The 12,997-nt window shown below is 66.9% G+C and carries 10 protein-coding genes; 7 read left to right on the forward strand and 3 right to left on the reverse strand.

All coding sequences use genetic code 11. From position 1 onward, the window contains the following. Positions 1 to 61 precede the first annotated feature (61 nt). Together E7681_RS13215 and E7681_RS13220 are read left to right on the forward strand one after the other, a co-directional pair. Positions 62 to 2,125: a caspase family protein gene (locus E7681_RS13215; protein ID WP_136339778.1), complete on the forward strand. Its 2,064-nt coding sequence runs from the start codon at positions 62 to 64 to the stop codon at positions 2,123 to 2,125. 49 nt (positions 2,126 to 2,174) lie between these two features. Then, a complete protein-coding gene (locus E7681_RS13220) occupies positions 2,175 to 3,230 on the forward strand; it encodes a serine protease (protein WP_136339779.1) in 1,056 nt (351 codons plus the stop codon). 77 nt (positions 3,231 to 3,307) lie between these two features. Here E7681_RS13220 and E7681_RS13225 read toward each other — a convergent pair whose 3' ends face one another. Next, positions 3,308 to 3,955 carry a hypothetical protein gene (locus E7681_RS13225; protein WP_136339780.1) on the reverse strand — a complete coding sequence of 216 codons (648 nt, stop codon included), beginning with the start codon at positions 3,953 to 3,955 and terminating at the stop codon, positions 3,308 to 3,310. A 164-nt stretch (positions 3,956 to 4,119) separates the two neighbouring features. Between E7681_RS13225 and E7681_RS13230 the strand changes: the two genes are divergently transcribed. After that, positions 4,120 to 5,373 carry an NAD(P)/FAD-dependent oxidoreductase gene (locus E7681_RS13230; protein ID WP_136339781.1) on the forward strand — a complete coding sequence of 418 codons (1,254 nt, stop codon included), beginning with the start codon at positions 4,120 to 4,122 and terminating at the stop codon, positions 5,371 to 5,373. A 158-nt stretch (positions 5,374 to 5,531) separates the two neighbouring features. Here E7681_RS13230 and truA read toward each other — a convergent pair whose 3' ends face one another. Further along, positions 5,532 to 6,299 (reverse strand): tRNA pseudouridine(38-40) synthase TruA, encoded by a 768-nt coding sequence (gene truA, locus E7681_RS13235; protein ID WP_136339782.1) that lies wholly within the window; start codon positions 6,297 to 6,299, stop codon positions 5,532 to 5,534. A gap of 164 nt (positions 6,300 to 6,463) precedes the next feature. On the opposite strand from truA, the gene E7681_RS13240 reads away from it, so the two are divergent. Genes E7681_RS13240 through E7681_RS13250 form a run of 3 tightly spaced genes read left to right on the forward strand, consistent with a single transcriptional unit; the run spans position 6,464 to position 9,299 of the window. Then, positions 6,464 to 7,873 carry a YcjX family GTP-binding protein gene (locus E7681_RS13240; RefSeq protein WP_136339783.1) on the forward strand — a complete coding sequence of 470 codons (1,410 nt, stop codon included), beginning with the start codon at positions 6,464 to 6,466 and terminating at the stop codon, positions 7,871 to 7,873. Next, on the forward strand, positions 7,870 to 8,307 hold the full coding sequence (locus tag E7681_RS13245; RefSeq protein ID WP_136339784.1) for a GNAT family N-acetyltransferase: 438 nt from the start codon (positions 7,870 to 7,872) through the stop codon (positions 8,305 to 8,307). The genes E7681_RS13240 and E7681_RS13245 overlap by 4 nt, the downstream gene beginning before the upstream one ends. Beyond that, positions 8,304 to 9,299, forward strand: coding sequence for a YcjF family protein (locus E7681_RS13250; RefSeq protein WP_136339785.1), 996 nt, complete (start codon positions 8,304 to 8,306; stop codon positions 9,297 to 9,299). Before E7681_RS13245 ends, E7681_RS13250 begins: the two co-directional genes overlap by 4 nt. A 136-nt stretch (positions 9,300 to 9,435) precedes the next feature. Here the strand turns inward: E7681_RS13250 and E7681_RS13255 are convergent, their stop codons facing one another. Next, complete coding sequence (locus E7681_RS13255) at positions 9,436 to 9,843, reverse strand: group III truncated hemoglobin (protein ID WP_136339786.1); 408 nt, start codon at positions 9,841 to 9,843, stop codon at positions 9,436 to 9,438. Between the two features lie 251 nt (positions 9,844 to 10,094). Between E7681_RS13255 and ileS the strand changes: the two genes are divergently transcribed. After that, positions 10,095 to 12,992 (forward strand): isoleucine--tRNA ligase, encoded by a 2,898-nt coding sequence (gene ileS / locus E7681_RS13260; RefSeq protein ID WP_136339787.1) that lies wholly within the window; start codon positions 10,095 to 10,097, stop codon positions 12,990 to 12,992. Positions 12,993 to 12,997 lie beyond the last annotated feature (5 nt).

The raw sequence follows: 12,997 nt of genomic DNA on the forward strand, positions 1-12,997 counted from the left end.
GCAGGCTTGATCGGTCCTTTGGGGGCTGTAATCAATAGGTCATGAAACCAATCAAAAGATCATGAAACACCGTATCGTATCCCTCTCTGCCCTGATCATCGGGATGTCGCTGGCGGCACCGGCGGTCGCGCGGACCCATGCTCTGGTGATCGGAGTGTCGGATTATCAGTACCTTGATGCCGACCTGCGCGGCCCGGCCAATGACACCGGGCTGGTCACACAGATGCTGGTGGATCGCGGGGTCGAGGCGGGCGATATCCGGCTGCTGGCCTCGGACGGGTCGCGCCATGCCGAGGGGGTCGCCATCCTGTCCGCCCCCACCCGTGCCGCGATCATGGACGAACTGGCGCGGCTGGCGGCCACGGCGCAGGCGGGTGACACGGTGTTTTTCTACTTCTCGGGGCATGGCAGCCAGGCCCCCGACCAGAACGGCGACGAGGCAGGCGGCTATGACGAGATCCTGCTGCCCGCCGACGCCACCAATTGGAAGGGCGCGATCGGGGCGGTGGAAAACGCCATCGTGGATGACGAGCTGGCGATCAGTTTCCAGGCGATCCTGGACACCGGCGCGCAGATGGTGGCAGTGCTGGACGCCTGCCACTCGGCCACCGGGTTCCGGGCGCTGGGCGCGCAGGTCGCCGCCGCGCGCTATGTCGATCCGGTCGCGCTGGGCATCCCCAAGGACCAGGTGAACGAGCCTGCGGACGTGCGCGCGCAGGCGCCGCTGCGGGGGGATTATGCGTTCCTGTATTCCTCGCAATCCAATCAGCGCAGTTTCGAATACCCGCTGGGCGACGCGGCCAATGCGGGCAACTGGTACGGCGATTTCACGCAGGCGCTGATGGGGGTTCTGTCCTCGGAGGCGTCGCTAAGCTGGTCGCAGGCGCTGCAGGCGGCCACCGATGGGATGTCGCGCAACGGCCCGGCGGCGCAGAGCCCAGACGGCGAAGGCACGCTGATGAGCAGCGGTGTTTTTGGCACCGCCAGCCCGGTGACGCGCTATGCCACGGCGGGCGATATGCTGAACGCGGGCCTGCTGGCCGGGCTGACCGAGGGAGCGCAGGTGCAGATTTACGACGCGCTGACCTCGGACACGGTGGTGGCGACGGCGACGGTGACGGATGTGAACGCCGGCAGCGCGCGGCTGCGCAGTGACCAGCCGCTGCCCGACGCGGGATATGCCGCCGTCAGCCAGCCGGGATTGCCGCAGCCGGTGCGTCTGGCCGCGCCGGTGCGGACCGATGCGATGGACGGGCAGGACTACGCGCCGCTGATGGCGATGCTGACCGGGCTGGCACAGGCCGACGCGCTGGAAGGCGTGCGCCTGAACGCGCCCGATTTCGACATGCAGCCCTATCTGGTGGACGGCACGCTTGCGCTGGCCGGACGCGACGGTGTGCTGGACCCGCAAGGGCCGGGATCCAGCCCGCGTCTGGATCTGCGCGGGGCCGAGTACCCGCAGCTGGCGCTGTCCGATTTCCTGGAGCGTGCCGCCCGCGCGCAACGCCTGAACGCGGCGCTGGCGATGGCCGAGGGTGGCTCGACCGGCGGGTTCAGCCTGTTCGGCAGCAGCGGCGTGGGCCAATCGCTGAGCTACGTGCCCGGCGTGGTCGATGGCGACACCTGCGGTGAGCCGGTCGCCGACGCGCAGGACGCGGCCAACCCGCTGTCGGTCGCCCATTGCGATCAGGTCTGGCTGACCCTGCGCAATGCCGATCTGACCGCGCAGGACGTGACCGTTCTGTACGTGGACCGCGATTACCGCATCACCGCGATCTGGCCCGAGCCGGGGATTTCCAACCGCGTCGCCTTTGGCGAGGAACAGGAAATCGGCCTGCTGATCCAGAACCCGCCCGGCCCCGATGGTCGCACTCGTGCCGGCGTGGAGGAGATCGTCGTAATCTCGACCCCCGCGCGCGACGGCGCCCCCCGGACCGAGCTGACCGCGCTGGCGGACCCGATGCAAACCCGCGATCTGCCCAGCGGTGGCGGCGCGTTGCAGGCCTATCTGGGTGCGGCGATGTCCGCCGAAGAAAGCACCCGCGATCTTTCCTTGTCCGGTGGCGGCGACATGCCCAAACTGGACGTGAAACGCTATCCGGTGATCCTGAGAGGAGACAGGTAACCATGACTACCCCCATTATTTCAAACAGTACTTCAAGAAAGGACCCCTCATGAAAGCCTTTAAGATCACAACCCTGGCACTGGCCGCCGCGCTGATGGCAGCGCCCGGTATCGCGCAGGAAATGCAGCTGCCGCAGGTCGACCAGCAGGACGCCTCGCCGTTCGATTTTGCCGAAAGCAAGAAAAAGGCCGAGCGCGCCGAGAAGATGGCCGCCGATGGCAGCGGCTCTCGTGTCGTGGGCGGTGAACTGGCCGCCGAGGGCGCATGGCCCTGGCAGGTCGGCCTGATGATCGCCGGCTACCCGGTGTCGCCCGACGCGCATTTCTGCGGCGGCTCGCTGATCCTGGATCAGTGGGTGCTGACGGCGGCGCACTGCATCCACCACCAGGACAAGAACGGCAAGTATTTCGACCTGCACCCCAGCCAGATCAGCATTCTGGTGGGCACGAACACGATCTCTCCGAATTCGGGGGACAACGTTCCGGTGGCGGGGATTTTCCGCAACCCGAACTACAACCCCGACGGCTGGGATAGCGACGTCGCGCTGATCAAGCTGGCCCGCAAGCCCAACGCCAACTACCGCACCATCAAGGTGCCGGACGCCAATTTCGGCGACGTGCTGGATCAGGCGGGCGTGCCCACCGTGGTGACCGGCTGGGGTCTGGTGAACGGCGGTACGCACCCCGACAAGATGTACCAGGCCGAGATCCAGATGATGTCGCGCGACATGTGCAACGAGGCCCTGATGAAGGCCCGCGCCCGTCCGGCCAGCCAGGCGTTCGTACAGGCGGCCTCGATCTTCAAGCTGTCGAAGAACGACATGCAGAAAGCCTGGGAAGAGCTGGTGAAACGCGCGCCCCTGCCGCTGACCGAGAACATGGTCTGCTCGGGCTCGTTCGAGGGCGGCAAGACCTCGTGCCAGGGCGACAGCGGCGGCCCGCTGGTCGTGCCGCTGCAGGACGGCAGCTATATCCAGGCGGGCATCGTCAGCTGGGGCCTGTCGGCCGGCCCGAACAAGACCTGCGCCGAGGACGCGATCTTCTCGGCCTACACCAAGGTCTCGCAGTTCCTGCCGTGGCTGGAACAGACGATCAGCCAGAACTGACCTGAGCTGAGCGACAAGAAAACCCCCGTCCGGTTGGGCGGGGGTTTTTTGTTGGGTTGGGGCGGCGGTGTCCGTGCTTAGTTCGTCAGCACATAGTAACTGTTGCGCTTGGGGCTGACGTTTTCGATCTCGGCAAAGAAGGTGCCGTTCTGGGCCGGGGTCCACGCGCAGTAAAGCTTGTCCGACGCGCCCTGTTCGGCGCAGATCGTGTTGCCCTTGTCGTCGGTCACCTTCAGGTCCAGGTTCGCACCGTTGGCGCCCAGGATGGCCAGCTCGGCCAGGGTGCCGCCTTCGTACTCGACCCGGACCATGTCGACATAGCCCGATTGCAGCCGGTTCAGCGTGCGGGTCGCGCCACCGACCTGTCCTCGCGCACCTTCGGCCTCGGCGTCCTCGATCATCATGGTCATCGCCTCGTCGCCCGAGGCCAGATCCCGCGCCACGGCGAACATCTCGGCCGCCGACACCATCGCGGGGGTGTCGTCCTCGCCCGCATCCGTACCGGGGGTGGCGCCGGGGCGGGTGTCGACCGGACGCGCGACATCCTTCACATGCACCGCGCCGGCGATCTTGGCCGCGCCCAGAACCAGCAGGGGGTCTTGCGCCTCCAGCCCGTAGGCGAACAGGTCCTGCGCCAGCGTCAGCTGCTGCAACGATCCGGGCCCCGCCACGACGGGCGAGGCAGCAAGGGCACAGGCAAACAGGGCAATCGGAAAGGCTTTCATCGCGGGCTCCGTCTTGGGGTCTGGCGCAAACCTACACAACGGCGCGGCCAAGGGGAAACGGGTTTTGCTGACAAACCCTGTCACACGCGGCCCGTAGTTTCACGGATATTGGCATTCCCTTGCGGCACCGTATGATGGGCCCGCAAGCGAGGGATATTACACGCATGAGCCGCACCCATGTTGCCATCGTCGGAGCCGGCATCGTCGGCACCGCAACCGCCATTTGGGCGCAACGCGCCGGGCTGGACGTTACCCTGATCGACAGGCTTGGCCCGGCCGAGGGCGCGTCCTTCGGCAATGGCGGCGTGCTGGCCTCTTGCGCGGTGGTGCCGGTGCCGGTGCCGGGGCTGCTGCGGGATGCGCCCGCCTACCTGCTGAACCCCGAGCGCCCGCTGTATCTGAAATGGCTGTACCTGCCGAAACTGGCGCCGTGGCTGCTGCGCTACCTGGCGCGCGCCAATGACCGCGACGCCCGGGCGACGGCGGCGGCACTGACCCCGATCATCGGCGACAGCCTGGCCGATCACCAGGCGCTGGCACAGGGCACCCCCGCCGCGCGCTATATCGAGCCGTGCGATTTCACCTATGTCTACCGCGACCGCGCCCATTTTGCGCAGGACGCCTATACCTATGCTTTGAAACGGGAAAACGGGTTCAGCTGGACAGAGTACGAGGGCGCGGCCCTGCGCGACTACGACCCTGCGCTGACCGGCAACCTCGGCTTCGGCGCGGCCTTCGGCGGGCATGGCCGGATCACCGACCCCGGGGCCTATGTCAAGGCGCTGGCCGCCCATCTGCAGGCACAGGGCGGACGGGTCATCCGCGCCGATGTCACCGACGTGGTGCGCGAAAATGGCCGCGTGACCGGCGTTATGGCCGACGGCCAGATGCTGGCCTGCGACGCCGCCGTCATCACCACCGGAGCCTGGAGCGGCCCTCTGTCCCGCCGTCTGGGCATGGCCGCCCCCGTCGAATCCGAACGCGGCTACCATGTCGAGCTGTGGAACCCCTCCTTCATGCCGCGCCACCCGATCCTCGTCGCCTCGGGGCAGTTTGTCGCCACCCCGATGGAGGGCCGCCTGCGCCTGGCTGGCATCGTGGAATTCGGCGGACTGAAGGCACCCCCGTCACGCGCCCCGTTCGAGCTACTGATGCGCCACGCCCTGGCCGCCATGCCGGGCCTGACATGGGACGAGAAAACCGAATGGATGGGTCACCGCCCCGTGCTGCCGGATTCCCTGCCCACGATCGGCGAAGTTCCCGGCGCCAAAGGTGCCTTCATGGGCTTCGGTCACCACCACGTCGGCCTGACTGGCGGCCCCAGAACCGGCCGCATCCTGGCGCAACTCGTGGCGGGCCAGCCCCCCAACCTCGACCTGTCCCCCTACGCGCCGAACCGCTTTCAAAAGGTGCGCTGACGCGCACAGGATATCTCGGCCTTGCGGCCTCGGCTGATGGGGGCTTTGCCCCCAAACCCCGAGGATATTTAGAAAAAGAAGAAGGGATGCGCCGCGCCCTTGCTTCTTCTTTTTAAAAATATCCCGGGGTGAGGCCGCAGGCCGAGGGGCAGAGCCCCTTATGCGAAGGGTTTGTCGGGGTAGCCTACGCCGGAGAGGTAGAGCCCTTGCGGCGGGCAGACCGGGCCGCAGGCGGCGCGATTGCGGGCCTCGAGCGCGGTTTTCACATCTTCGGGCGCCCATGCCCCGGCGCCGACGCGTTCGAGTGTGCCGACAAAGCTGCGGACCTGATTGTGCAGGAAAGACCGGGCGCGCAGGAAGAAGCGGATTTCGGGGCCGGACCAGCCTTCGACCCGTTCGATCCGCAGCTCGTCCAGGGTTTTCACCGGGCTGGCGGCCTGACAGATCGAGGAGCGGAAGGTGGTGAAATCGTGCAGCCCGATCAGGTGTTTGGCGGCTTTTTGCATCGGCTCCAGCTCCAACTGGTGCTGGATTTGCCAGACCAGACCGGCGTCATGCGTGGCCGGGGCGCGGCGCATCAGCAGGCGGAAGGTGTATTGCCGTTCTACCGCCGAGAACCGTGCGTGCCAGTCGTCGGCCACGCGGGCGGCGGCGCGGATCGCGACGGGCTGGGGTTTCAGGTGGAAGTTCAGCGCCTCGGACAGGCGGAAGGGATCCCAGTCTTTCACCAAGTCGCAATGGGCCACTTGCGCCAGCGCGTGCACGCCCGCATCGGTGCGGCCGGCGGCGGCGATGGTGTGGGGGCCGGGTTCCAGCTTTGCCAGCGCGTCCTCGATCGCGCCCTGAACCGAGGGCTGATCGGCCTGCCTTTGCCATCCGGCGAAGGGGGCTCCGTGGTATTCGACGTGCAGGGCGTATCTGGGCATGGGCGTTCGCATAGCCGAAAAAACGTGCGGCGCAAAGACGGGGCGGCGCAATTTGCGCAAATGCCGAGTTTTGAACAAATTTTCACGCTATGATCGGCAATGCTTCCCCCCGGCGGTGATGGTGCCTATCTTTGGGGGGACGGAATGGCAAAGGGTGTCTGGGTGTGGGACTGACCGATCTGGCCGATGGGCTGACGCGCGGCGTCGAATCCATCGGCGACAGCATATCGGAGGCGTTTTTCGAGCCGGTGATCCGGCTGGGCGTGACCGGGTTGGCGCGCTCGGGCAAGACGGTGTTCATTACCTCGCTGGTGGCCAATCTTCTGGATCGGGGCCGGATGCCGGGGCTTTTGGCCGCGTCCGAGGGGCGGATCGAGGCGGCCTATCTGCAGCCCCAGCCCGACGACACGATCGCGCGCTTTGACTATGAAAATCACCTGTCCGCGCTGACCAACCCCGCGCCGCACTGGCCCGATTCCACCCGCACGGTCAGCGAGCTGCGCCTGTCGCTGAAGGTGCGCCCCAAGGGGCTGTTGTCGGGTCTGTCGGGGCCGCGCACGATCCATCTGGACATCGTGGATTACCCCGGTGAGTGGCTGCTGGATCTGGGCCTGCTGGACAAGACCTATGCCGAGTGGTCCGCCGACACTTTGGAGCGGATCGCTAAGCGCGCGCAGGCCGCCGAGTATCTGGCTCAACTGGGCGCCACCGATGGCGATGCGCCGCATGACGAGCCCACCGCGCAGGCGCTGGCGCAGGGCTTTACCGCCTATCTGACGGCCGCGCGGGCGGCTGGCTTTTCCGATTGCACGCCGGGGCGGTTCCTGCTGCCGGGCGATCTGGCGGGCAGCCCCGTGCTGACCTTTGCACCGATGGAGGGGGCTTCGAAACGCGGTAGCCTGCGGCGCGAGATGGAGCGCCGGTTCGACGCTTACAAATCCCGCGTGGTCAAGCCGTTCTTCCGCGACCATTTCGCCCGGATCGACCGGCAGGTGGTGCTGGTCGATGCGCTGGGGGCCATTCATAACGGCCCCCAAGCGGTCGAGGATCTGCGCCGCGCTATGGCCGATATCCTGTCCGCCTTTCGCCCCGGTCGCAACGCCTGGCTGACCCGGCTGCTGCTGGGCAAACGGGTGGAAAAGATCCTGTTCGCTGCCACCAAGGCCGACCACCTGCACCACACCCAGCACCCCCGCCTGACCGCCATCATGGAGGCGCTGACCCGCGACGCCCGCGATCGGGCCGATTTCGCGGGGGCCAAGACCTCGGCCCTGGCGATTGCGTCCCTGCGCGCCACGACCGAGGACACGCTGACCCACGACGGCACCCCTCTGGACGTGGTGCGCGGCACCCTGCTGGAGACCGGCAAACGCGCTGCCTTCTACCCCGGTGCCCTGCCCGAAGACCCCGCCCGCCTGCTGTCGCCCGCCCGCGCCGGAGAGGAAAAATGGCTCGATTCCGACTACCGCATCATGTCTTTCGCCCCCGCGCCCTTGTCGCTGAAACCGGGCGAGGGGCCGCCGCATATCCGGCTGGACCGGGCCGCGCAATTCCTGATCGGGGATCGGCTATGACCCCGCGTCCCGCCCGCCCTTGGCACGTGCCATTCCTGCTGACCATCCTGTGGCTGCACACCCGCGCCGAAGGCGAGGTCAGCCGCCCCTGGCTGACCGATGCGCAGTTGATGGCGCAGGTCACGATCCGCGGCTGGGTGCGGTTTTTGCGCGACGACAAGGGGATGCTGGGCTTCATCGTGCGCGACGGGGTGCGCGTCCATGCGCTTTACGTCCATCCGCGCGCGCAGGGCATGGGCATCGGCCGCCAACTGCTGCGCGACGCGATGGAAGACAGCCCGCGGCTGGAGCTGTGGACCCTGCAAAGCAACCACATGGCCCGCGCCTTCTATCTGGCGCAGGGCTTCCGCGAAACCGTCCACACGGCGGGCGAGGGCAATGACGAAGGCCTGCCCGACGTGCAACTGGTCTGGCAGAAAGAGGGCGCGGCATGAGCAAAGGCCCGATCCTGATCGACCTCGACCACGCCCCGATGGCCGAGGGGCCGGATACCGCCCCGCCGGTGCCCGACGTCGACCGCCCCACCGGCGCTGCCATGCAACGGGCGGTGACGCTGGCGGCACGGCCTGCGCGCGGTTCGGGGCTGGCAAAATGGGCCTGGGGCCTGGGCCTGTCGCTGCTGGGCGCGGTGGTCTCTGTCGCCGCATGGGATTTCGCCACCGGGCTGATTTCGCGTATGCCGATCCTCGGCTGGGCCGTGACGGCGCTGATCGCCGCCTTCGTGCTGGTGATGCTGATCGCCGCACTGCGCGAGCTGGCTGCCTTTGCCCGCCTGTCGCGTCTGGACCGCCTGCATCGCGCCGCGACCGAGGCCAAGGCCGAAGCCAGCCTGCCCAAGGCGCGCGACGTGACATCCCGCCTGCTGGCGCTCTATGCCGCGCGCCCCGAACTGGACTGGGCCCGCGCCAACTTCACCGAGCGCAAGGACGACCAATTCGACGCCGACGCCCTGCTGGAACTGGCCGAGGCCGAGCTGCTAGCCCCCCTCGATCAAGCCGCCCTGCGCGAAGTCGAAGCGGCCGCCCGCCAGGTCGCCACGGTGACGGCAATCGTTCCGCTGGCGCTGGCGGACGTCTTCGCAGCGCTGACCTCGAACCTGCGGATGATCCGCCGCGTGGCCGAAGTCTACGGCGGCCGCGCTGGCACCCTTGGCAGCTGGCGCCTGACCCGCGCAGTTATGACCCACCTTGTCGCCACCGGCGCCGTGGCCGTGGGCGACGACCTGATCGGCTCGCTGGCAGGCGGGGGGCTGCTATCCAAACTCTCTCGCCGCTTCGGTGAAGGCGTGGTCAACGGCGCCCTCACCGCCCGCGTCGGCGTCGCCGCGATCGAGGTCTGCCGCCCCCTACCGTTTTCCCGCGGCAAACGCCCGTCTGTCACCGCCCTGGTCCGGCGCGCGCTCACGGGGCTTTTCGGTCAGGAATGAGGGGCGCTGCCCCTCGGCCTGCGGCCTCACCCCGGGATATTTGTAAAAAGAAGAAGGGATACGCCGCGCCCTTGTCTTCTTCTTTTTGAAAATATCCCGGGGGTTTGGGGGCAGAGCCCCCATGCGACGTTTCCGTTCAGAACAGGCGCGGGATGCCGTCGGCGCCGTGGACTTTCTCGACCACGCCTGCGCGCAGGGAGCGGCCGATGCGGTGGGCGAGTTCGGACCAGGCGGCGGCTTGGTCCGGGCGCAGTTCCATCCGCAGCACAAGGTCGAACAGGCCCAGCCAGGGCGCGAACATGCCGGGGCGGACGTTGCCGGCGTCCTGGTGGGCGGCCATCGGGTTGCCGGAGTAGTCGCGCTCGTACAGGATCGCGTTGGCCCAGAAGCGGATGATCTTTTCCTCGTGTTTGGGCCAGTCGGTGACATGGGCGGCGAAGACCGGTCCAAGGCCCGGATGGTCGCGCACCATCGCGTAGAACGCGTGGACGACGCGGGCAATTTCGTCGCGGGTAATGTCGAATTTGGGGGGCAGGGCGGACATGGGGCCTCCGGTCTTTGTGCCTTTGATGTAGGGCGCGGCGCCGGCCCGTGCCAGATGCCAAAGCGCCGCGCATTGTTCGCTTGTCGCCCTTCGCGCGCGGGCCTATAACGCGGGCCATGACGCATCATCTGGCGATCATTCTTCGAATTACATGCCCGGCGCTCTGAGCCAGAGCCGCCGGGACAAGGCGTATGGGTTTCCGCGCCGCCCCCAATCCCTGACAGACCACGATTATCCGAAGGACGCCCACGATGTGCGCCGACACTCCTGACTACAAAGACACGCTGAACCTGCCCCAGACCGATTTCCCGATGCGCGCGGGACTGCCCAAGCGCGAGCCCGACTGGCTGAAGCGCTGGGAAGACATGGACATCTACGGCCGCCTGCGCGCCAAGGCCGAGGGCGGCACCCGCACGCCGTTCACGCTGCATGATGGCCCTCCGTATGCCAACGGCCACTTGCATATCGGCCACGCGCTGAACAAGACCATCAAGGACATGATCGTGCGGTCCCATCAGATGATGGGCCACGATTCGCGCTATGTCCCCGGCTGGGACTGCCACGGCCTGCCGATCGAGTGGAAGATCGAGGAGCAGTACCGCGCCAAGGGCAAGAACAAGGACGAGGTGGACGTGGTGACCTTCCGCCGCGAATGCCGCGCCTTTGCCGAGAAATGGGTGGACATCCAGCGCGCCGAGTTCAAGCGCCTTGGCATCACCGGCAACTGGGATGACCCGTACCTGACGATGGATTACCACGCCGAGGCGGTCATCGCGGACGAGTTCATGAAGTTCCTGATGAACGGCACGCTGTATCAGGGTTCGAAGCCCGTGATGTGGTCGCCGGTCGAAAAGACCGCGCTGGCCGAGGCCGAGATCGAGTATCACGACCACAAGTCCCACACGATCTGGGTGCCGTTCTCGGTGGCCTCGGGTGGGGATCTGGCGGATGCCCGCGTGGTGATCTGGACGACGACCCCGTGGACGATCCCCTCGAACAAGGCCGTCGCCTATAACCCCAAGATCGCCTATGGCCTGTACCGCGTGGACGAGACGCAGGACGAAAGCTGGACCAACCCCGGCGACCTGTACCTGTTCGCCGATGCGCTGGCCGAGGATGCCTTGGGCAAGTCGCGCGTCACCAAGTTCACCCGCGTCCGCGATGTGTCGCCGGATGAATTTGACGGCATGGCGCTGAAGCACCCGTTCAACGGCATCGCCGGGGCCGATGGCTTCTGGGATTACGAAGTGCCGATGATCGACGGCGATCACGTCACCGACGATGCGGGCACGGGTTTCGTGCACACCGCGCCCAGCCACGGTGCCGACGACTATGACTGCTTCGTCAAGCGCAACTGGATGGACCGGATGACCCACAACGTGGGCGAGGAATCCGAGTTCCTGCCCCATGTGCCGTTCTTTGCGGGCCTGCAGGTGTTCGACACCAAGGGCAAGGAAGGCAAGGCCAACGCCGCCGTCATCGACAAGCTGGTCGAGGCAGGCGGGATCATCGCGCGGGGCCGCGTGACGCACTCGTACCCGCATTCGTGGCGCTCGAAGGCGCCGGTGATCTTCCGCAACACGCCGCAATGGTTCGCCGCCATCGACAAGCCGGCGGGCGGGGACAACACCTATGGCGAGACGATCCGCCAGCGGGCGCTGACCTCGATCGATCAGCTGGTCAAGTTCACCCCGCAATCGGGCCGCAACCGCCTGTTCTCGATGATCGAAGCGCGCCCCGACTGGGTGCTGTCGCGCCAGCGCGCCTGGGGCGTGCCGCTGACCTGCTTCGTGAAAAAGGGCCTGCTGCCGACCGACGAGGGCTTCTTGCTGCGCGACGCCGAAGTGAACGCCCGCATCAAGGCCGCGTTCGAGGCCGACGGCGCGGATGCCTGGTACGCCGAGGGCGCGAAGGAGCGCTTCCTTGAGGGCTATAATGCGGACGAGTACGAGCAGGTCTTTGACGTGCTGGACGTGTGGTTCGACTCCGGTTCGACCCACGCCTTCGTGCTGCGGGATCGCGCTGACGGCACCGCCGACGGCATCGCCGACGTCTACATGGAAGGCACCGACCAGCACCGCGGCTGGTTCCATTCCTCGCTGCTGCAGGCCTGCGGCACCAAGGGCCGCGCGCCCTATCGCAACGTGGTGACGCATGGCTTTACCCTGGACGAGAAGGGCAACAAGATGTCCAAATCGCTGGGCAACACCATCGTCCCCGAGGAAGTGGTGAAGCAATACGGCGCCGACATCCTGCGCCTGTGGGTGGCCCAGACCGATTACAGCACCGACCAGCGGATCGGGCCGGAAATCCTGAAAGGCACCGCCGACAGCTATCGCCGCCTGCGCAACACCATGCGCTTCATGCTGGGCTCGCTGGCGCAGTTCGAGGAATCGCAGCGCGTCGCGCCCGCCGACATGCCCGAGCTGGAACGCTGGGTCCTGCACCGTCTGGCCGAACTGGATCACAAGGTCCGCGCTGGTTACAAGGCGTTCGACTTCCAGGGCGTGTTCTCGGCCGTGTTCAACTTTGCCACGGTGGATCTGTCGGCCTTCTACTTCGACATCCGCAAGGACGTGCTGTACTGCGACGGCGACACCCTGCGCGCCAACGCCGCGCGCACCGTGCTGGACATCCTGTTCCACCGCCTGACCACCTGGCTGGCCCCGATCCTGGTCTTCACCATGGAAGAGGTCTGGCTGGAGCGGTTCCCGGGCGACGACAGCTCGGTCCACCTGCAGGACATCCCCGACACCCCCGCCGATTGGCTGAACGAACCGCTGGCCGCCAAATGGGCCGAGGTCCGTCGCGCCCGTCGCGTGGTGACGGCGGCGCTGGAAATCCAGCGTACCGACAAGGTGATCGGCGCCTCGCTGGAGGCCGCCCCCGTCGTGCACATCCGCAACGAGGCCATGCTGGCCGCGCTGAAGACCGTGCATTTCGACGACATCTGCATCACCTCGGGCCTGTCGCTGACCGCCGACCCGATCCCGGCCGAGGCGTTCCGCCTGCCCGAGATCGAAGGCGTCGGCGTGGTGTTCGAAAAGGCCGAAGGCGAGAAATGCCAGCGTTGCTGGAAAATCCTGCCCGACGTCGGCACCCACAGCCACGCAGGCACCTGCAAACGCTGCGACGAGGCCCTGGGCTAACATCG

It is taken from the genome of Thalassobius vesicularis (assembly GCF_004799325.1).
GTDB classification, from domain to species: domain Bacteria; phylum Pseudomonadota; class Alphaproteobacteria; order Rhodobacterales; family Rhodobacteraceae; genus Thalassobius; species Thalassobius vesicularis.